The 19,498-nt window shown below is 56.2% G+C and carries 17 protein-coding genes and 2 tRNA genes; 8 read left to right on the top strand and 11 right to left on the bottom strand.

Features of this window, described 5'->3' with window-relative positions:
- Positions 1-109: 109 nt before the first annotated feature.
- The 3 genes from glgA to queA all read left to right on the top strand — a co-directional run bounded on the left by glgA (position 110) and on the right by queA (position 4,586).
- Entirely contained in the window at positions 110-1,597 is a 1,488-nt protein-coding gene (gene glgA, locus FHS27_RS07905; protein ID WP_184303827.1) for a glycogen synthase GlgA, read from the top strand.
- 160 nt (positions 1,598-1,757) lie between these two features.
- Complete coding sequence (locus FHS27_RS07910) at positions 1,758-3,479, top strand: galactose-1-phosphate uridylyltransferase (RefSeq protein ID WP_184303829.1); 1,722 nt, start codon at positions 1,758-1,760, stop codon at positions 3,477-3,479.
- A gap of 3 nt (positions 3,480-3,482) precedes the next feature.
- A complete protein-coding gene (gene queA, locus FHS27_RS07915) occupies positions 3,483-4,586 on the top strand; it encodes a tRNA preQ1(34) S-adenosylmethionine ribosyltransferase-isomerase QueA (protein WP_184303831.1) in 1,104 nt (367 codons plus the stop codon).
- A gap of 463 nt (positions 4,587-5,049) precedes the next feature.
- On the opposite strand, the gene FHS27_RS07920 is transcribed toward queA, so the two are convergent.
- The 5 genes from FHS27_RS07920 to FHS27_RS07940 all read right to left on the bottom strand — a co-directional run bounded on the left by FHS27_RS07920 (position 5,050) and on the right by FHS27_RS07940 (position 9,908).
- Entirely contained in the window at positions 5,050-5,265 is a 216-nt protein-coding gene (locus tag FHS27_RS07920) for a hypothetical protein (protein ID WP_184304002.1), read from the bottom strand.
- Positions 5,243-6,079: a hypothetical protein gene (locus tag FHS27_RS07925; RefSeq protein WP_246419253.1), complete on the bottom strand. Its 837-nt coding sequence runs from the start codon at positions 6,077-6,079 to the stop codon at positions 5,243-5,245. The genes FHS27_RS07920 and FHS27_RS07925 overlap by 23 nt, the downstream gene beginning before the upstream one ends.
- A gap of 158 nt (positions 6,080-6,237) precedes the next feature.
- Positions 6,238-7,479, bottom strand: coding sequence for a glycosyltransferase (locus FHS27_RS07930; RefSeq protein ID WP_315854492.1), 1,242 nt, complete (start codon positions 7,477-7,479; stop codon positions 6,238-6,240).
- Positions 7,480-7,496: 17 nt separating this feature from the next.
- A complete protein-coding gene (gene ispG / locus FHS27_RS07935) occupies positions 7,497-8,651 on the bottom strand; it encodes a (E)-4-hydroxy-3-methylbut-2-enyl-diphosphate synthase (protein ID WP_184303833.1) in 1,155 nt (384 codons plus the stop codon).
- 387 nt (positions 8,652-9,038) lie between these two features.
- Positions 9,039-9,908, bottom strand: a complete 870-nt coding sequence (locus FHS27_RS07940; RefSeq protein WP_184303835.1) for a polyphosphate kinase 2 family protein — start codon at positions 9,906-9,908, stop codon at positions 9,039-9,041.
- Between the two features lie 203 nt (positions 9,909-10,111).
- On the opposite strand from FHS27_RS07940, the gene FHS27_RS07945 reads away from it, so the two are divergent.
- Together FHS27_RS07945 and FHS27_RS07950 are read left to right on the top strand one after the other, a co-directional pair.
- Positions 10,112-10,200, top strand: a tRNA-Ser gene (locus FHS27_RS07945).
- Between the two features lie 83 nt (positions 10,201-10,283).
- Positions 10,284-10,357 (top strand) — tRNA-Lys (locus tag FHS27_RS07950).
- A 404-nt stretch (positions 10,358-10,761) separates the two neighbouring features.
- On the opposite strand, the gene gmd is transcribed toward FHS27_RS07950, so the two are convergent.
- The 5 genes from gmd to FHS27_RS07975 all read right to left on the bottom strand — a co-directional run bounded on the left by gmd (position 10,762) and on the right by FHS27_RS07975 (position 14,833).
- Entirely contained in the window at positions 10,762-11,880 is a 1,119-nt protein-coding gene (gene gmd / locus FHS27_RS07955; RefSeq protein WP_184303837.1) for a GDP-mannose 4,6-dehydratase, read from the bottom strand.
- A 656-nt stretch (positions 11,881-12,536) separates the two neighbouring features.
- Positions 12,537-13,319, bottom strand: coding sequence for a sterol desaturase family protein (locus tag FHS27_RS07960; RefSeq protein WP_184303839.1), 783 nt, complete (start codon positions 13,317-13,319; stop codon positions 12,537-12,539).
- A 242-nt stretch (positions 13,320-13,561) separates the two neighbouring features.
- Positions 13,562-13,957, bottom strand: a complete 396-nt coding sequence (locus tag FHS27_RS07965; protein ID WP_184303841.1) for a hypothetical protein — start codon at positions 13,955-13,957, stop codon at positions 13,562-13,564.
- An 82-nt stretch (positions 13,958-14,039) separates the two neighbouring features.
- Positions 14,040-14,540, bottom strand: coding sequence for a hypothetical protein (locus FHS27_RS07970; RefSeq protein ID WP_184303843.1), 501 nt, complete (start codon positions 14,538-14,540; stop codon positions 14,040-14,042).
- Between the two features lie 101 nt (positions 14,541-14,641).
- Positions 14,642-14,833, bottom strand: coding sequence for a hypothetical protein (locus FHS27_RS07975; RefSeq protein WP_184303845.1), 192 nt, complete (start codon positions 14,831-14,833; stop codon positions 14,642-14,644).
- Positions 14,834-14,972: 139 nt separating this feature from the next.
- Between FHS27_RS07975 and FHS27_RS07980 the strand changes: the two genes are divergently transcribed.
- Positions 14,973-15,767, top strand: coding sequence for a hypothetical protein (locus FHS27_RS07980; RefSeq protein ID WP_184303847.1), 795 nt, complete (start codon positions 14,973-14,975; stop codon positions 15,765-15,767).
- A 64-nt stretch (positions 15,768-15,831) separates the two neighbouring features.
- On the top strand, positions 15,832-17,298 hold the full coding sequence (locus tag FHS27_RS07985) for an alkaline phosphatase D family protein (RefSeq protein WP_184303849.1): 1,467 nt from the start codon (positions 15,832-15,834) through the stop codon (positions 17,296-17,298).
- Between the two features lie 24 nt (positions 17,299-17,322).
- On the opposite strand, the gene FHS27_RS07990 is transcribed toward FHS27_RS07985, so the two are convergent.
- Positions 17,323-18,207, bottom strand: a complete 885-nt coding sequence (locus FHS27_RS07990) for an SDR family oxidoreductase (RefSeq protein WP_184303851.1) — start codon at positions 18,205-18,207, stop codon at positions 17,323-17,325.
- 123 nt (positions 18,208-18,330) lie between these two features.
- On the opposite strand from FHS27_RS07990, the gene FHS27_RS07995 reads away from it, so the two are divergent.
- Positions 18,331-19,479: an aminotransferase class V-fold PLP-dependent enzyme gene (locus tag FHS27_RS07995; RefSeq protein WP_184303853.1), complete on the top strand. Its 1,149-nt coding sequence runs from the start codon at positions 18,331-18,333 to the stop codon at positions 19,477-19,479.
- Positions 19,480-19,498 lie beyond the last annotated feature (19 nt).

Here is a 19,498-nt window from a genome sequence, read left to right on the forward strand (position 1 = left end):
TTTGTGCCGCCCCGACACGATTTTGAGGCCGGTTCCGTCGCTTGACGGCCGAGAGTTAATACATCTTTGCTTTGCATTCCCTCCATCATTGCCACACCCCGGTGTTATTTTGAACATCGTCTACCTAACGACGGAATCCGTCCCTTTCGCGAAAACAGGCGGACTCGCCGATGTCTGCGGCACGCTCCCGAGTGTCGTTGCCGCAAACGGCCATCAGTGCTCGGTCATCATGCCCGCGTTCGATTCCATCCGCCGCTCGTCGATGCCGATCGAACGAACCGATATCAGTTTTGCGATCGACATGCCGTCGGACCGGATCGTCGGTGGCCGCGTTCTCAAAAGCACGCTCCCCGGAGGGAACGTCCCGGTCTACTTCATCGATCAGCCGCAGTACTACTCGCGGCCGTTTCTCTATGGCGACAAACACGGCGACTACCGTGACAACGCCGAACGGTTCATCTTCTTCTGCCGGGCCGCCATTGAATTGATGAAACGCCTCGGCAAACGAGTCGACCTGGTTCAGTGCAATGATTGGCAGACGGCAATCGTTCCCGCGTTGATTCAGAACGGCGTGGGCGGACTCCCCATCGAAACGCCAACCATTCTTTCGATTCACAATCTGGCCTACCAAGGTTCATTTTCTGCCGAAGCCTTCCCGCTCACAGGACTGCCGTGGGACCGCTTCCGCAGTGAGTCGTTCGAGTTCTACGGCGGCCTGAACTTTCTCAAAACCGGCATCGTCACCGCCGACCACGTCTGCACGGTCAGCCCGACGTACGCCCGCGAGATCAAAACGCCGGTACACGGATGCGGCCTCGACCCGATCCTGCGGAGCCTCGGCGATCGTGTCAGCGGCATCATCAATGGCATCGACACCGACATTTGGAATCCCGCCAAGGACGTGCACTTGGTCCGCAACTACGACGTGGACAGTTGGGAAAACGGGAAGCTCGAAAACAAGCTCGCGTTACAGGCCGAAATGAACCTGCCCAGCGACCCGGACGTGCCGCTGATCGGACTCGTCGGCCGCCTCGCAGAGCAGAAGGGATGGGACCTGATTCTACCGGTCATGCGGGAACACCTGCGTGAAGGACGCCCAACCCAGTGGGCCGTGCTCGGCAGCGGTGACCCCGTTATCGAGAGCGAATTGCGTTGGCTCAAAGAGGAACACCCCGACCAACTCGCCGCTCATATCGGGTTCAGCGATCCGTTGGCGCACCGCATCGAAGCGTCGAGTGATCTGTTCGTCATGCCGAGCCGATACGAGCCCTGTGGTTTGAATCAGTTATACAGTCTGCGCTATGGAACGGTTTGCGTTGTGACGGCAACGGGCGGTCTAGCCGATACGATCGTTGATACGACCGGCGAAACCATCGCCAACGGAACCGCATCTGGTTTTCATCTTCGCTCCTACGATGCCGCATCTTTGGACCGAGCGATTGGGGACGCACTGCGGCTACGTTTCCACGAAAAAGAAATTTGGAAAAAAATTGTTTCGCACGGGATGACGCGTGACTGGTCATGGCGGAAGAGTGCTTCCCAATATATTGACCTCTACGCGCGGACGATTTCCCTTAAACGCAGGGTGGCAAAATAGCCATCGGACGTGGAGTCGCCCGGTTGAAAAATGCAAGCATTTTCCCCCCTAGCAGGCAACGAAATTTCCGTAGAATGAAGTACCCCCCTTCTGCTACGTTGCCCCGCTTCAGGCAAGAGCGTGTTCGCTCCGCCGTTAGCATTTAACATTGGACGCTTCCATGGCTATCACTCGCGTCGAACTGAACGCCGACCGTCTCCGGCATCGACGTGACAATAGACAGCTTCGCGCGAGCCACCGCGACCAACGATATCTCGAAGGCGACACGCTCGCCAACGCATCGGCTGAAACGCGTCCCACCCCCAATCCAGCGAAACCCGATTCGGATTCGCCGACACCTCAGAAGGATTCGGGCAACGCGAACAATCCCGTTTCTCAGCGTGTCAATCGCCACCGAATCGACTCGACCGACAGCCGCCTCTACGACCTCAAGGCGGTCTTTTCCGGAGCCACCGCGTCCGATTCCGAAGACGCATCTGCCACCCGAACACAGAGCATGCCCCCTTCCGGATTGGAAGCCGCACCGACGGACGAACCCATCGGTGTCGAACGCGGTTTGCAAATGCGTTTCACCCCCGAAACTAACCTTCGCCGCGAAGCCCCCGAGAAGCGGTCCGCTGGCGATGCCGCACAGGAAACCTCTACGTCCAAAGACCCCAAAGTCGGCCAATCTCGCCTCGACTTGATCACGGGGGAATGGACTTGGTTTGCGACCACGCGATCCCAACGCCCCGATCAATTCGGCAACGTGATCGTCAAACCGACCGAGGAGATCGACTGCCCTTTTTGTGCCGGCGAGGAACACCGAACCCCCAATCCGGTCTGGGTCGCCAGTGTCGAGGGAGAACACGATCCTCACGGTGCCCCGAATCACGACTCCGCCGAGAACGCCGTCGACTGGTCCGTTCGCGTGGTTCCCAACCTATATCCCGCCGTCACCCGTCTCGAAGACGCGGGTGTGGCCGTCCCGCCAAACCAGGACGACAGCGAGCGACAGGCGGAAAAAGACGCGATGCCTGCGTCGGCCCGCCTTCATCGTTCCAGCGGTTCGTACACTTCGTGCAGTCACCACGCTCAGGCGATCTACAACGACAGCCGTGCGTTTTCCAAAGGTTCATCGACAGGCAAACTGTTCCCGAGCGAAGCCGCCATGGGCGGACACGAAGTCATCATCGAAGCCCCTCGGCACACCGAATCGCTCGGCGAACTGAACACTTCTGAAATCGCTCTTGTCTTCGCCGCATACGCCGATCGAATCCGCTACTGGCGGAGCGTCCCCGGCGTACAACACGTCAGCATTTTCAAGAACGTCGGCCGTGATGCGGGCGCGTCGCTTCAACACAGCCACAGCCAACTAATCGCGACCAACCGAGTTCCCGCACTCGTCCAACAAGTCACACGACGACTGCAAGCCCATCACGCACGCGTCGGATCGTGCTTGCAATGCGACCTAATTCGCGGTGAAATCGAAGAGAAATCGCGTCTCGTCAGCCAGACGGACTCCTTCGTTGCCTACTGCCCCTTCGCCAGTCGCTTCCCGATGCAGGTGCGGCTGACCTCGAAAGAACACATGCCGTGCTTCAGCAATCTGCATGATCGCCCGCTCGCGGAGTTAGCTCGCTTGGCTCTCCGAGTGGTTCGCTGGCTCGAAGCTCTCCGACCAGGCACCGCGTACAACATGCTCGTTCACACCTGCCCCGTCGATTTCCAAGGCGCCATGGAATCACAGCACTGGGCGATCGACATTTTCCCTCGGATGTCCAGGTTGGCCGGATTCGAATTGGCGACCGGTGCGATGATCAATCCGATCTACCCCGAGACTGCTGCGAAGGCCTACCGAGCACAAGCACGACTCAGCGACCCCCGCTTTGTGCTACGCTAGGACATGCATTCACTCAACCTCTATGATTACCAGCTCCCACGCGAGCTGATCGCCCAGGAACCGCTCCGCAATCGTGTCGACGCACGCCTGATGCTCGTCAACCGTGCCGACGGAACGATCGAACATCACCACGTGCGCGACCTGCCCGAGCTCCTGCGAGCCGAAGACTCTCTCGTGCTCAATAATTCGCGAGTCGTCCCCGCGCGACTGATCGGATACCGCACCCGCACCGAAGGACGCTGGCAAGGACTTTTCCTCCGCAGCGATCCGGAGTCGGGCGTCTGGGAACTGCTCACCAAGACCCGTGGCACGCTGAAAACCGGCGAAACGATCACGCTGCAGGATCGCGATGCACGCGACGGGGGCAAACTCGAAGTCATCGGCCGAGACAACGAAGGTCACCTGCTCGTCCGCCCACTCCCCGACTCCGTGCAACTCGACGACGCACTGTCGGGACACGAGTCATCCCCGACACGGTGGCTCGAACGGTTCGGCCGCGTTCCGATTCCGCCATACATTCGAGACGGACGGATGGTCGACGCCGACCTGATCAATTACCAAACCGTCTTCGCGAGCAAACGGGAAGAAGACAAAGCCAGCGTCGCGGCCCCCACCGCGGGACTGCACTTCACCGAGAATCTGCTCAAGAACATCACCAAAGGCCAAACGTCCATCCACGAGGTCACGCTCCACGTCGGGATCGGCACCTTCCGACCGATCGAGTCCGAAAACATCGACGACCACCACATGCATCATGAATGGGGACGAATCGATGCTGACACTTGCGAAAGCATCCGCGCGCGACGGGCCGCCGGCGGTCGATGCGTCGCCGTTGGCACCACCAGCGTTCGGGTACTCGAAAGCAGCGTGGCGGCCAATTCCGGTGAACTGAAAGAATGGACGGGAGCGACCAATCTGTTCATCAAACCGCCGTATCAATTCGGCGCCGTCGACGCACTGATGACCAACTTTCACCTTCCCAAGAGCTCGCTGCTCGTCCTCGTCAGCGCCTTGGCGGGGCGAGACTTGATCCGGCAAGCGTACCAGGAAGCCATCGACGCTGAATACCGCTTCTTCAGCTACGGCGACGCCATGCTGATCATCTAGAACGTCTCGGTATTCGCGGTAGTCACAGTCCCCAAACGGTGGACCTTATTCGGGCGAACGCAGCGACCTAAAAAACCTACGGCATTTGCGGCAACGCTCTCGTTGCTGAAAAACTCTCAGCGCAAAAGGGAAGGGCCATGGTGAAGCCCTCCCTGCCTCACCATGGCCCTATCAATGCTGGAACGATGGCACCGATCGTTCCGCCCTCCCAATCCATGGTACCTCTAGTATCGGACCACCAAGGTCGGATCCTTCAGAAGAAATTGGCAGAGCGGCAACTTTTCGGCTCGAAAACGCAAAAAGCTGAATATTGGCTCACCTTCACGATCGGCCCCATCCTGGCACTCGCCCCGGCCTTCAAACCATGAACGGCACTGAGCGAGAAAGCAATGACCGCGAAAGCAATGACCGCGAAATCGCTCTCGCCATCGATGGGCGAGCGCGACGTAAAAAGAAGTGCGAACTACGCGAGGTAGAAGTCGTTCGCGGGTGCGACCATCGAAGTGGTCGACGGGCGAGCGGTGTTGGTCTTGTAGTAATCCGGAGCCCAACGGTTCAGCTCCATGTACATCGCCACAACAGCAATGATCATGAACAGCATCGCCAACAGCAACATCACGGTAAAGACACTCGCGGGACGTTTCCCCGCCCCAGGACTACTCGATGGTTGTGTCGACACGATCACCCTCCTGAATCGTTCCTTCGCTGTAATCGTTCAATATCTCCGCGACCGAACGATCTGGCTCTGTTTCACGCACCCGCAAACGGGTCACGTAACGGCCACCACGAGTTACCTCGAGGAAGTGGCCTTCCCGGAGACCATCGTCATATCCGATCGAAATCTCGACTAATTTCCGAGGTCGGTTGATCACCAAAACGCTGCCGTTGCGTTCCGGCGGTGCACCATCGAGCGGGTCATTCATGTTCAGCCCCGCTGCGTCGACCACTTCTTTGTACCGGGTGACCTGAGCGAGCAGTTGATCGTTGCGATCTTCCTGCAACTGGACAATTCCACGCAACGCGTTCATATCGTCGGTCAGCTTCAGTGTTTCGGCGAACAGCGTGTCACGATCCTGCTGTTCTTTGCGGATCTGTGCACGCAGAAGCGTCGTTTCAGCGGTTAACTTCTCGAGTTCTTCCGCACGACTGCGGTCGAGCTGTGCCAATTCGGTGTTTTTGGCTTGAAGCTGCTGGACGGTCGCTTCGCTCTCGCGAAGTTGTGATTCGAGCTGATCGAGCTGCGTTTGCAGTGCGGCGAGGGCGGTGCGTCGAGCCGCTTTTTCGCGGTCCAACTCTGCCTGCGTCCGAGCACGGGCTTCGCGAAGCTGATCGTTGGTTCGTTCGTAAGACTCGATCTGAGCCTTCAAACCGTCATCGGCGAGGACCATGTCACGCCAGTTACGGTGAGAAGCATTGACCGCCAGGGCCAAAACCATGAACACCACACTGAGCAGCAAGATCAAAACCGAGAAGGATTTCCCGAGTAGATTCATGGGAAAGTGGTTCCAAGGAGACGAGAGAAAAGGGGTAAGGCGGGTAGCAAGCGGAAATTATAATTGACGAAAAAAAGAGGTGTCAACAAAATTGGCGCTTTTGACGCTCAGGGGGACAGGCAATTTAGGCGAGCGTGGAAGTATAACGGTTAACGGGATTATCCGTGCAAAATCCGGCCAATTTTGCCGATCGCGTCCTCAATTCCGTGCCGCTCGCGAATCAGATCTCCTGCCACCACCACATGGCGGGCCCGCCGGTCCGGATTACCGGCCATCGCCAAAAGCGCCACCGCTAACGACTCCGGATCTCCCGGTTCCGCCCAGAAACAGGTCGGTTGGCCAGAATCAGTCTGCAAATCCGTGGTTCCGCCCGACCGGGTTGCCACGACGGGCACCTCCAATGCGAACGCCTCCAAAACCACATTGGGCATCCCCTCGAAGTGAGACGGAAGCACCAAACCATTGGATCGGGCTATTTCGGACAAAGCCGGCGAAATCACGCCGGCGAACTCGACCAGATGCCCGTCCACGCTCCCATCCGGATCTGCCATTTCACTCCATCGTCGTTCCAAGGATTCGCGGTCGGGACCGTCGCCAATAAACCGAACGACTAAACGCGGCACACCCGAATCCGGCCATCTTCCTCGCAACCGACCGATCGCCTCGATCAAATCGGCCTGCCCCTTTTCCGGCGTCATCCGCCCGACGCACACCAAACGCAGCCGATCACCGTGGGCCGCTGGCGTAATCCCCCGCTCCGATTCGTGACCAATATCCGCCGACGGCATCCCTGCGACCGCCCTGACACGTCCTACATCGACAGGATTCGCAACCACCACAATCCGGTCACGCGGTAATCCGTAGTACGTCGCCGCCGAATCCGCCGCCGCCGTACTGACCGCGACCACCGTGTCACTCCGGCGATACGCGTCCGCCAACAACCGACGTTTGGCCGCCACAAACCTCTTCTCAACCATTGGCAGCGCGACATCGGGCGGACTGACGATCGTCGAGACACGCCTCGCCTTCATCTCATTTTTGATGGCCGGATGCCCCGCGATCATCGTGTTGTGAAAGGCCCGGTCATAAACCACATCAATGCCTTCTCGCTGGACAATCTCCGCAAACTCTTCCGCCTGACGTCGCAAGATGGTTCCCGGCCATCGGTCGGCCAATTTTCGCCAACCACTTTTTCCTTGCTCAAATGCAAGAGAGTGGGTCTTCACATCGGGCGGTATCTCCGCCAACAACTCCCCTTCGGCGTGCGTCAAATAGAGATGCACGTCGAACTGATCGCGGGGGAGATGCCGGGCCAGCAAAGCGACCTGGTGCTCGCTGCCTCCGCCACGCATCGACGTCGCCATCAAGAGAACGCGAGTGCGTTTTTTCGACCGCGACACCGGGGCAACCACTTGGCTCAAACGCCCGCCGCCGATCCAGACTTCTCCGCGATCAACGCGTCCAACTCTGCCTTGAGTTTCGGAAGAATCTCGTCGTAACCGAATGCACCGAGGGCTTCTTCACCCTTCTTCAAATTGACCTTCGCCGGACCACACCACAAACCCAAATCCGCATCGTCGGTTTCGCCCGGTCCGTTAACCCGGCACCCCATCACCGCGATAGTGATCGCATGATCTTTCGCGTACTCCGTCATCTCCTTCACGCTCGCGGCGAGATCCACGAAAGCCTCGTTCTCAACGCGTGAACAACTCGGGCAACTGATGATGTTCAGTTTCGTATCATCGAAACGCACAACGCTGCGAACGCGCCCCGCATAGATGTCATCGACGATCTCGCGTCCGGCATCGATTTCTTCCGGTTTGCGAGGGTTTGGCAATGTCAGCGAAACCCGAACGGTGTCGCCGATCCCCTTACCGATCAACTGCTCGAACGCGATTCGAGTTTTGATAATTCCCTCGGGTGGCATCCCCGCTTCGGTCACACCGAGGTGCAACGGAACATCCGGACGCTGCTTGGCAAACCGGCGGTTCACCTCGACGACCTTCGACGGATCACTGTCTTTCAACGAGACGACAAAATTGTGGAAACCCAGCGAATCAACCAACTCGCAGTGCTCCAACGCGGACTCGAGCATCGGCGTGATCGAGTCGTCTGACGCGTACTTTTCCTTCTTCGCAGGATCAACGCTACCGCAGTTCACGCCGATGCGAACCGCACAACCATTGCCGCCCGCTAAATCGATCAGATAACGAACCTTATCTTGCCACGTCATGTCACGACCGTGGTGATAGAGGTGCCCGGGGTTGTACCGAATCTTGTCGACGTGCGGCGCGACCAACTCGGCGAGCCGGAAGTTCTCCTGGAGATCCACCGCGAGATTGGCCGTCGTTTGTTTGCGAATCTCAGCCAACGCCTCCGCATCCTTCGTGCTATCAACGGCGATCCGGACAACGCCCGCACCACGTTCACGCAACGCTTCCGCTTGCGCAACCGTCGCGTCGACGTCCTGCGTCTTGGTCGCGGTCATGCTTTGCACCGCGATCGGATTGCCGTCACCAACCGTGATCGAACCGATGGTGACAGGGCGGGTAGGATTTCGCTGAATCGACATGGGGAGAAAGATGCGTGGAGGAAGTGATGAGTGTTTTGAATGTGAGCTTCGACACCGGTTTCGACCGACGTCATGGGATCGATTTAAGGCGTCAGTGGTATCGGCGAATTTCGATTACTTCGCAACGCTTCCGTCGCCAGCTTCGTTTTTGTCGTCATGCAGAACAGCCCGCCTGTGTCGAGACAGAGGGGGGATTCACTACAGCCAACGAAACCAATGCATTGGACAACGATGCACGACGGAACAATAAACAGAGACGTGGTGAACGGAGGCAAGGTGAACTCAACCACGACGGGCTATCGAATCTGACGCTCGTCCTGGACCAGCGTACTGGGCCGTTTAAAGACGATGTCTGGGAAGTCTAAAACGCTATTTTTGTTCGGCCAGCTACTGTTGTTTTGCCAGTTCCCGCTCATAGAGCCTGCGTATCTCGTCGAGATCCGCATCGATGGGCGGTAACTGAGGATCCATGTCACGGAACGTATCTCGAACGATCGCCGCGACGCTGGCGTCTCGATACCATTTTTTGTCTGCGGGAATAATGTACCAGGGGGCATGCTCGGAATTGCATTTTTCAAACGCGTCCTCGTACGCCTCGCGGTAGTCGCCCCATTTTGAACGAGCCTCGTAATCGCCCTCGTTGAGCTTCCAATGTTTGGTCGGCTCGTCCAGCCGTTTCTTGAATCGTTCGAGTTGCTCGGCGGGGCTGATGTGCAAATAAAACTTGAGAATCCGAGTGCCGCGGTGCCGCAACAACTTTTCGAAATCGTTGATGATCTCATATCGCTGTTTCCAAACCGATTTCGGCACCAAGTCCTCAACCCGCACCACCAAAACGTCTTCGTAGTGGGAGCGATTGAAGATCGAGACCTTCCCGGCCGCGGGAGCCGCCTTGTGGATCCGCCAAAGGAAATCGTGAGAACGCTCGAGGCTGCTCGGCACCTTGAACGGGTACGTCCGACACCCCTGCGGGTTCATCTGACCGAGAACCTTGCGAATCAGACCGTCTTTCCCGGCCGCGTCGGGCGCCTGCAAAACGATCAGCAGTGACTGTTTCGCCTCCGTATACATCCGGTACTGCAGCGTTTGGATTTCATCGATCGCCTCTTCAACAAACGCCCTCCCATGCTCTTTACCGCTAAAAGGCCCCTCAAATTCAGTCGAAATCTTGTCCAAGGAGACCTTTTTCCCCTCCGGTACGACGTGCTCATCGCGGAAATCAAACTTCGGATTCAAATCCCATTGGGTCGATTGCATCGAATTTAATTCAGAAAAAGTGAATGCGGGTCGGTCATCCAGCCGAAAACGAACGGGTTGTGACAGATAACGCGTCAGTGCAGATGCCGCAGTGTAACGTGCAGGTTCGAACCCGTCCAAAGTCCCTAAAAAGTGGCTGTGAAGATGGGTTGCCAAGGGGACCGCAATAAAGCACAATTCCGCACTGACGAAAGTCCACCTCGGGAGCGGTGGCTGAGTGGTCGAAAGCGCCGGTTTGCTAAATCGGTGACCCGGGCAACTGGGTCCGCAGGTTCGAATCCTGTCCGCTCCGCTAGAAGACGAAACATAGGATCGCTGATTGCAATGCAGCACCGTCCAAACAACGGTGCTGTTTTTGTTTCCAGTGGCCCGCCCGGAAGTGTAGCTCAGTTGGTTAGAGCATCCGACTTTTAATCGGATGGTCCTGGGTTCGAGTCCCAGCACTTCCACTTCTTTTGCCCCACGCCGGTGCCCGACAACCAGTCGGCACCCGGCCCCCAAAAGGCCAGCGAGCCCCGGGCCCCCCAAAATCTTCGCCCCGCTCCGAATCTCCGGCCACCCGCTAGGCACTCGACTGACCGGCAAAATTTGACGAGCGCACAAATCAGAGGGGCTCAGATCAATTCACGCGACCGAACGCCAGGATTGATTGACCAAGACATCCAATGGCTCTCACGCGTTGCTAACACAGAATCAGCTCCCGCTTCGCGGAACCTGATTGGAACGCGTGCCTGCATGCCGCCTAGCCTGTACTAGAGGATGAGTCCCCGACCTTACGAGCGGGCAATTTCCAGCATGTCATCCCAGCGATGATCCGTTGGACGGCGATCTCACTCATAGTTTTTTTCGATGCCTATTCCATCGTGACACTAACGTCGTGCCCATGCTGCTTGAGCAAGGCATGGCGGCGGGCTTTGTCGAGGTCATTAGCGACCATTTCGGCACACATTTCCTCGACAGTGATTTCGCATTCCCACCCCAGTTTTGCCTTGGCTTTCGATGGATCCCCCAAGAGGGTTTCGACTTCAGCAGGTCGGAAGTAGCGAGGATCGACCCGAACGATCACGTCACCGACTGATACTTCCGGAGCTTTTTCGGGGTCGCTAATCGCCGCAACGGTGGCGATTTCATCTACCCCTTTTCCACTAAATTCGATTTCCAAACCAGCTTCGGAGGCAGACATTTTCACGAACTCGCGGACAGTAATCTGCTGACCGGTTGCGATCACGAAATCGTCCGCAGTTTCCTGCTGCAGCATCATCCACTGCATGCGGACATAATCCTTTGCATGTCCCCAATCGCGCAGCGCGTCCATATTTCCAAGGTACAAGCACGGTTCCAAGCCTTGGGCGATGTTCGCCATTCCACGTGTGATTTTGCGTGTCACGAAGGTTTCGCCGCGACGAGGAGACTCGTGATTGAAAAGAATCCCGTTGCACGCGTACATGCCGTAGGATTCTCGGTAATTTACCGTAATCCAGTAGGCGTACATCTTGGCACAGGCGTACGGCGACCGTGGATAGAAAGGTGTCGACTCCTTTTGTGGGATCTCTTGGACAAGCCCAAACAACTCGGACGTTGAGGCTTGGTAGAATCGAGTCTTCTTTTCGAGGCCGAGAAACCGAATCGCTTCCAGAAGCCGCAGCGTGCCGAGCCCGTCAACATCTGCCGTGTATTCGGGTGACTCAAACGATACAGCGACGTGGGACTGGGCACCAAGGTTGTAGACCTCGTCCGGCTGCACCTCTTGGATAATCCGCGTCAGGTTCGACGTGTCTGTCAAATCACCGTAATGCAATTGAAAACGTTTGTTCTCTGCGTGTGGTGATTGATAAATGTGGTCGATCCGCTCAGTGTTGAACGAAGACGCACGTCGCTTGATCCCATGTACCTCATACCCTTTCTCCAGTAGGAGTTCGGCGAGATATGAGCCGTCTTGTCCGGTAATCCCGGTGATGAGCGCGCGTTTCATGCTTCAGTCAGAGTTTCGAGTTAGCGATGGTATGAGAAAGCGTTAGATTATTGACGCCAATCAGCATCTAGCTTGGTTGCGCCTAAAAATCGACAACCGACTTGCCGTTGCTCGCGAGAGCAAGACGCCGGCCACTGAGTATGAAGACATCCGCAAAAAAAGACCAGTTGCCAAGGCGAGAGCAAGCGAGCTGGATGCTTCGAGCAGAGAGAATCTGGCCCCCCGACCTACCACATTTCATCAATTTCCTGACTGCACCATCCGGCACATCCGTCTAGCCAGGCACATCTGCAACATTGTCATGTACACAGACTTAGACCAGCGAGCAACGATTCCAACTCATTCTGTCTCAACGTAGGTTAATTCACTGTGGCAGTTCGTCCAGGCATTTTCCCGCTAGAAAAACCTCTCCAGACAACGACGGATAGGGGTACGCGCAGACCAGCCTTAGCGATTCAACGTAAGCACAACTCGCGAGATTGACCGCCGCTAGACGGCAATCTCTACGCCACGTAGAGGCCGCGCAAGCTCGCCTTCTACGTCCTAATATTGAGCCAACCCATTCATTAGATCGGCTTTGCCGCCATGCACTTTGCCCACTCGTGCCATTGGAACCTCGCCCCGTCCGCTCGGCCTTCCTTTCCAACCCGGTGACACTACTCTCGCGATTTTGCGGGGGTGTTTGAGGTAGGGCGAGGTGGGGTGGTTTGGTTGAGAGGCATGGTGATTAGTGAACGCAGTGATTTGCCGTCTGCGTTTTCCAGTCCGTGTGAGATGGGTCCGTTGGTTAGCTGAAACGTTGCAAAGATGCGGTCCCAGACGGAGAAGACGGACGAGAAATTGGAACCGAAATGTGACGGGTTTCTGGAATGATGGATCGAGTGCATCGCGGGTGTTGAAATCAACATCCTGAATGAACGATCCCAACGGCCCAACGAGATCGATGAATGATGAAGCATCGACACCAACACCAGAACGGTTTCGTATGCGAGCAACGTCGTTGCTGAAACCGCCATGCAGTACAACAGCGGCAACCGAAGCAACGCTCCGACAGCAAGTTCACCTGCGTGAAATCGCCCCGCCGTCGTAACGTCCATGTGTTCATCGCTGTGGTGCACCGAATGAAGTCTCCACAGCATCGGAACAGCATGATTGAGTCGATGCCAGCCATACGAAAACAGGTCGAGCACGACAAAACAAACGACCGCGTGAGGAATCGCCCAAGCCGACGCGGGAGCGAAAGGAGAAACACTGGCAATCCAGACGGAGACACCGCCGAGGGTAAAAAAGAGGAACAGACCATTGATTCCGGCAAGACCGAGGTTTCGCAATCCATGCTGCCATCGACCCGGTGGTGAAACGACCACGAACGATTCAGCCAACCATAAAATGGCAAGCCAAAGCGATGCAGGTGCGAGTCGGTAAAACGTCTCTTCCATCTCGGCCAGAATCCCGAAAGCGGCAAGTTGATCAGTTCATTCTATACGCGTGGAAATCACCAGTCACGCCGCACGCAGCTCACCGACAAGTATGACCAGCGATCACAACGAGTACGTGTAGCAACACCTCACAGTCGGTCCGCAGACCGATAGAGTGAAACGACTCAACGACGAAATGAACCCTCGCGGCATCGGCTACCTCTTCTTTAGAAAATGCTCTAGCCATACACGGTCGTATCACATCAATTCTGGTCAGGCAGGAGCACACCTGCGAGTGTTGCGATCACCAATATCATGCTCAACAACACGCCGCTTACGAATAAGATCCATCGCAGCATTTTCCCTCGGTAGCCGAGCCAACGCACGTAGATTTCCACCGCCGGTCCTGCAAAGAAGCAGAGGTTGGCGGCAATCGCCCCTTCGCCAATCCTCACCAGCATCGGCATGCCAAAGATGCCCGAACCGACCAGCAACAACGTGAGTGCACCGAGCAGGACAACGTAAACAACCCGAAGACGCTCCCACGCGAGAAACACCGGTCGAGCGATTCCGCCGAGTGTCACGTCGGCGGGAAGATGCGACTCATTCCGATCCATGTCCGGACCAGGAACCGGTGACCTGTAGGGATTTCCGGTCATCGAAATCACCTCGGACTCGTTGCAGGGATTGCCACGCTGTGTTCCGGTGGCGATCAATATTTGGGAGCGGCGTGTGGCCAGCCTACTCCTCTAAAACCGTTTTCAATACCCGATAAGCTTCGATGCTTTCTTCGACTTGAACTCGACCGCCCGCATCTTCCACATGCTGCAGAATCAGCAAGAGATTCTCAGCTCCTCCTGCCGCCGCGACGGCCTCTTTCAAACTCTCTAACTGATCATCCGATGGCAACAATCCTGCATTCTTGCCCGAGGCGGCAGTCTTCTTCGATCGCGCACCGGACTCTTTTTTCGCAGAACTGGCGGAAGACTTAGATGCCGCTGCAACCTTCGATGGCGTTGCGTTCGTCTTGGCAGGTTTAGACGGTTTGTCCTTCGCAGACGCCTTGGCGTCTTTCGCCTTTTCCTTCTCCGGCTCGGTTTTCGCTGGCGTCTTTTCGGACTCTTTACTGACGCTATCGTCGCTCACGGTTGCCTCGGGTGCGGAGCCCTCGTTTTCCACCAAATCGTTGCTAACCTTGGTATCGTCTGCCGGAGTGTCGGTTGGGATGGATGGTTTGGCCATGAAGGATATCGATCGAGTCCGAACGGGGAGAAAGAAACCGGTGATTGCAAGCTGTTGTCACACGTCGCGTCAAATGCAGGCAATTCGCCGTTCCCCCCAAATCAATCAGAGTCGGGGCGTGAACGGCACGTGTGCGGGGCGTCTATATCAATATCGGTCATGACGGGCAAGACAGCATCAAACACCAGCAGGATCAACTTCTTCTCGCGAGCGTCCTGCGGGCGGATCGGCAGTGAATTTGGCTCGGGTCGCCAGCGTGACGAGCTGAACATCATGCATTCTCTCGACTTCATGGCCGGCTACCGATTGGGTTATGCTGCTGCAGCAAACATGTGTTTCGCCGCTCCACCCTTCTTTGTTTTCCCGCTGTTTTCACAGGCCACCGTTTTCGCCGATCAGAACTCGCGTTGGCCCATTGCCCCCATTTGAACGATGACCGAACCACACACCGCCCCACCTGAACCGAGTACCGACCCCGATGCGGAGCATTTTGCTCAAGTCACCAGCGGCATCTATCGAAACGTCGTTCCGGCTGCCGTTTGGCAAGCCATCCGCTACGCGGTAAGACACGAATTGCCGGCAAAAAACCCAACCATCATGATGATGTTTGTGAGGATCGCAGAGGTGTACGCCGATGTACACGAGTTTTTGCAATCTCAATTGTCCAATGCCGAGGGTGCCGAATGCTCTGCATTGCAATTGGTCCTGGATCCACCTGTCGGCATTCGCGACGCGGAGTATCTTCCCGAACGCATCGAGTCGCCTGGTGAAATGGATCTGTGCTGGGCAGAGTTTCTCGTCACCGGTTCGATCGATCCCGTTGAAAAGGTGTTAGCGGTACTCGATCGTGATGATCTCACCCGCCCGTTCGTTGATTCTTTACTCGCGGGAGAAGATCGCCCGTCAATCGACGTTGGTGAAAAAGAGATCGGTGAACTCGGCAGTGTCGGCATTGCTCTCGGACAAAACGCTGGGCATTGGCAAATCGTGTCACCCGGCGACATCGATATTTTGCTGTGGTTCGGATTGAAAGATCAAAACTCAACATGCATTCAAGTTTTTGAAAAGATGAACGAAGAGCAGCGTGTGCATGTGGCGAACAAAGGCGCCGCGATGTGGTCGCTGAGAGCGAACGCCGGTCAGCACGGAAAAATTCGCTTGTTCTGTGAAGAGCAATCAAAATTAGAAGGTGGACGAGGACGACTGCTTATCGACCCGGCTCACTGAACGTCGTTCTCTCAATCCTGATTGCCATCCAATCCACCAACGACACGAAACCAATCCCCCAATCATGAAGTCCGTCCGCTCCTGCCTGCCCACCACGCTCCTGAAGACCACGGCAATCATCGCTGTGTCACTAATGCCCTCGACGAACACAATCGCCAAACCACCGATTACCGACGGCGAGCAATCTGTCGTGATGAAGGATTTGGATCCGTATCTTATCGACGCTTTGTACGGCGACGATGCCGCAGGGCAAACAGGCCGCCATGGTGCCGAAGGTGGGCTTGCCGAACTGATGGCTGAACCAGCGTTCGTCGAGTTAGTAGAGGAGCACGATCTCAAACTTTTCAACGGGCCAATGCTCGGAGACCTCAAGCCAACGTCGGCAAAGTTTTGGGTACGCACGGCAGGCCCCGCCGAAGTTCAAATTCAAATCGGCGACCTCAAATCGAATTCCGTGAAAACGTCCAGTGCCGACGACTTCACGGCCGTCATGACGGTCGAAGGTTTGGAACCGTTCACTGAATACACCTACGCGGTCAAGCTGAACGGGAAAGAGATTGAAAAGGATGCATTTCGTTTTCGCACAGCCCCCACTCGAAATCAGAACGTCCAGTTCGACGTTACGTTCGGTTCTGGGGCACGGTATGTGCCAAAGAACGAATACGCCTGGAGCAACATGGCAAAATCTCGTCCACTCGCCTATTTGGGTTTGGGCGACAACGTTTACATCGACGTCGTCAACCGCCGTGGCGCACAACGCATGTTTTATTACCGCCGCTGCCTCAGCCCGGCGTTCAGCGAATTGACCAGCAGTACCGGCATCTACGCGGTGTGGGATGATCACGACATGGCGATGAACGATTCGTCAGGGGGTGCCGGAATGAAAGCACCATGGAAGATGCCGAACTGGACGGTGTTCAAACAGAACTGGAACAACCCGCACTATGGTGGTGGCGAAGCGATGCCCGGCACGTGGCACTCCTTTTCCCTCGGCGATGTCGACTTCTTCATGACCGATGGTCGCTTCTATCGTGACAAGAAACAAAAGACGATGCTCGGCCCAGACCAAAAGAAATGGCTGCTCAAAGGGCTGGCGGCAGCCAAAGGGAAATTCAAAGTCATCGCCTCGGGAACGATGTGGTCCGACGGCGCGGACAAGGATGGGAAAGATTCATGGGCGGGAAACTGGTCCCGCGCCGAACGCGACGAAATCTTCGACCTGATCAATGACAAGAAGATCGACGGCGTCATCTTAATTTCCGGTGATCGCCATCGTTCCGACATCTGGAAAACGGATCGACCTCGCGGATACCCGTTGTACGAATTTGTTTCCGCAAAGGTAACCAACGAACACACCCACAACACGTTTCCAAACGCAGTGTGGTCCTACAACGAAGGTAACTTCTGGGGACAATTATCATTCGATCTGCGACCAGAGGATCCAGTCATGACATTCAAGTGCGTTGATATCAGCGGGAAGGTCGTCAAGGAGTTCCCGCTGAAACTGAGCACGTTGAGTCACGAGCAGTGAGCGACGCCGCTGTCACTGCACTACTCACGTCGTTTTCTTCGCTTCACGCTCAAAAAATTCGCCCAGCGTGTGCGAACCGGTGGTTGGAGCAACCATGTCCATCGTCAACACGGTCAGAAAGAACTCGATCGGCCCGTAGATTTTGACGCTAGTCAACGTGCGAGCGAAGAACAGGACCAGGCTCTTAATCCAAAGAGGAACGCGAGTGATCCGAGGTTCTTTTCCGACCGCGGTAAACGCGAGACGGGCGATTTCATTCGTCGTCAGTATCTCTGGACCGCCCACGTCACAGGCGGTGTTTTCAGTCGAAAACTGATCGATACAGAACCTCGCTAGATCAGCACCATGGATCGGATTGGATCGGCATTCGCCGGTTCCGAACACGTACACACGGCCCTGACGCGCCATCTTCAAGACTTCTTTCATATCGGAATAGAAGCCGTTCGGACGCACCACAATGCTCTTGATCGGACTGGCCTGGAGTTCCGAAACGAATCGCTTTTTTGCGGCGAGAATTTGAATATTGGGCAGTTTATCCGCATTGAGCGCCGACACGTAGAGAAACTTCTCGACTCCTGATTGAATCGCAATGTCGAGAACGTTTTTGTTTGCTTGATAATCAACGTCCGTGTAGGTCAAACCGTCACGTTGACGTGTGATGCCGAGCGACGAAAAAACGATATCGATTTCATCGCAAACACCCTCAAGTGTTTCGGCCCTTGTCGCTTCGCCTACGAAGATCTCGTCAACACAATCTGCAACGGCATCCAGTTTGGCTCGGCTCCGCGCCAACGCACGCACCCAGTAGCCACGTTGTTTCAGCTCACGGATCATGTATTTGCCGAGATACCCGGTCGCTCCGACGACCAATACTTTCGTTTGATGACGACTGCTTTCTTGTTCCTGCAATTCTAGGCTCCTGTTCGCGAAACATCTCGCCTACAGCATATCCCCTGTGGGCGTTTTTCCCGAGGGGAAACGATCGCACTGTTGACGACTGGTTCGGAAGACTCGTCGCGGTAGACTGAACGGATGAGCAAAACGATCTATCTCAATCATGCGGGCACGAGCTGGCCGAAACCGCGCGTTGTTGTCGAAGCGGTTGAGCGTGCGTTCAATACCACGCCGGATCAGTGGCTCGAATCGTTTGAGCGGTCTCACACGTCCGTCTGTCAGTATTTTGGCGTTGCCAATTCGGAACAGTTGTTACTGACACCAGGGTGCACGTCTTCGCTGGCGACGGCGATTGCGAACGTGGAACTCCCATCGGGCAGCCGAGTGGTGACGAGCGGTTGGGAGCACCACGCGGTTCACGCACCGCTGATGAAACTGCAAGACCGCGGTTATCACGTCGATACGATCGCGGCGAATGCAACAACTCCTTTTGACCTGAACGAGCTCGAAGACATTCTCAAGGCTGGCAAAGTTGGGTTAGTGGCAATCACGGCCGCCTGCAATGTCACCGGGGAACTTCTGCCGATCAACGACACGATCGCGTTGGCGCATCGATACGACGTCATGGTCTTGATCGATGCAGCACAAATTGCAGGATGGATCGACCTCGACCTGGATGCCCTAGACGCCGACCTGGTTGCGTTTGGTGGTCACAAAGCGATGCAATCGCCATGGGGGATTGGAGGTCTCTATGTAAACGATTCAGCTCGGCTGCGGTGCATCTCATCGCAATGCGAACTGCCAACGAACCGAAATACCGAGACAGTCCGCGGGAATTTGTTTTCCAAACGGCTGGAGTATTGCGACGTCGGATCGGTCGACCAGTTTTCTCTCGCGGGACTCGCCGCAGCGACCGAATGGTTGTCTGACAGCGATCGACAGCTCCGTTTGTCGGTCGCAAGACGTCAGACCGAACGATTGCGTGCGGTCCTTGAGAGACAAGACCGGGCAGTGCTTTACGGAAACCAGCACGCGAACTCGCGACTGCCCACCATCGCGTTCGAAATCACGAACCAGTCAAGCGGGACAATCGCGGAACTCCTCAAACAACAGGGAGTGATCGCGTCAGGTGGATTGCAATGTTCCCCGCAATCGCATCGATCACTGGGGACGGACCAACGCGGCGTGGTCCGTCTGTCGGTCGGCGTTGCCCAATCGGATTCTGACATCGATCAAGCGATTGAACGCATTGACGCGGCGTTGAAACCGCTCGGACGCACGGCATAGTCTCGAAACGAAACGACAT

This window comes from Aporhodopirellula rubra (assembly GCF_014192335.1).
GTDB classification, from domain to species: domain Bacteria; phylum Planctomycetota; class Planctomycetia; order Pirellulales; family Pirellulaceae; genus Rhodopirellula; species Rhodopirellula rubra.

Bases quoted from the DNA above. Each gene is read 5' to 3' on its own strand.
- FHS27_RS07910 (WP_184303829.1), top strand. From the start codon at position 1,758: ATGGCTATCACTCGCGTCGAACTGAACGCCGACCGTCTCCGGCATCGA.
- queA (WP_184303831.1), top strand. From the start codon at position 3,483: ATGCATTCACTCAACCTCTATGATTACCAGCTCCCACGCGAGCTGATC.
- FHS27_RS07925 (WP_246419253.1), bottom strand. From the start codon at position 6,079: ATGAATCTACTCGGGAAATCCTTCTCGGTTTTGATCTTGCTGCTCAGT.
- ispG (WP_184303833.1), bottom strand. From the start codon at position 8,651: ATGTCGATTCAGCGAAATCCTACCCGCCCTGTCACCATCGGTTCGATC.
- FHS27_RS07940 (WP_184303835.1), bottom strand. From the start codon at position 9,908: ATGCAATCGACCCAATGGGATTTGAATCCGAAGTTTGATTTCCGCGAT.
- gmd (WP_184303837.1), bottom strand. From the start codon at position 11,880: ATGAAACGCGCGCTCATCACCGGGATTACCGGACAAGACGGCTCATAT.
- FHS27_RS07960 (WP_184303839.1), bottom strand. From the start codon at position 13,319: ATGGAAGAGACGTTTTACCGACTCGCACCTGCATCGCTTTGGCTTGCC.
- FHS27_RS07965 (WP_184303841.1), bottom strand. From the start codon at position 13,957: ATGACCGGAAATCCCTACAGGTCACCGGTTCCTGGTCCGGACATGGAT.
- FHS27_RS07970 (WP_184303843.1), bottom strand. From the start codon at position 14,540: ATGGCCAAACCATCCATCCCAACCGACACTCCGGCAGACGATACCAAG.
- FHS27_RS07975 (WP_184303845.1), bottom strand. From the start codon at position 14,833: ATGAAGTCGAGAGAATGCATGATGTTCAGCTCGTCACGCTGGCGACCC.
- FHS27_RS07980 (WP_184303847.1), top strand. From the start codon at position 14,973: ATGACCGAACCACACACCGCCCCACCTGAACCGAGTACCGACCCCGAT.
- FHS27_RS07985 (WP_184303849.1), top strand. From the start codon at position 15,832: ATGAAGTCCGTCCGCTCCTGCCTGCCCACCACGCTCCTGAAGACCACG.
- FHS27_RS07995 (WP_184303853.1), top strand. From the start codon at position 18,331: ATGAGCAAAACGATCTATCTCAATCATGCGGGCACGAGCTGGCCGAAA.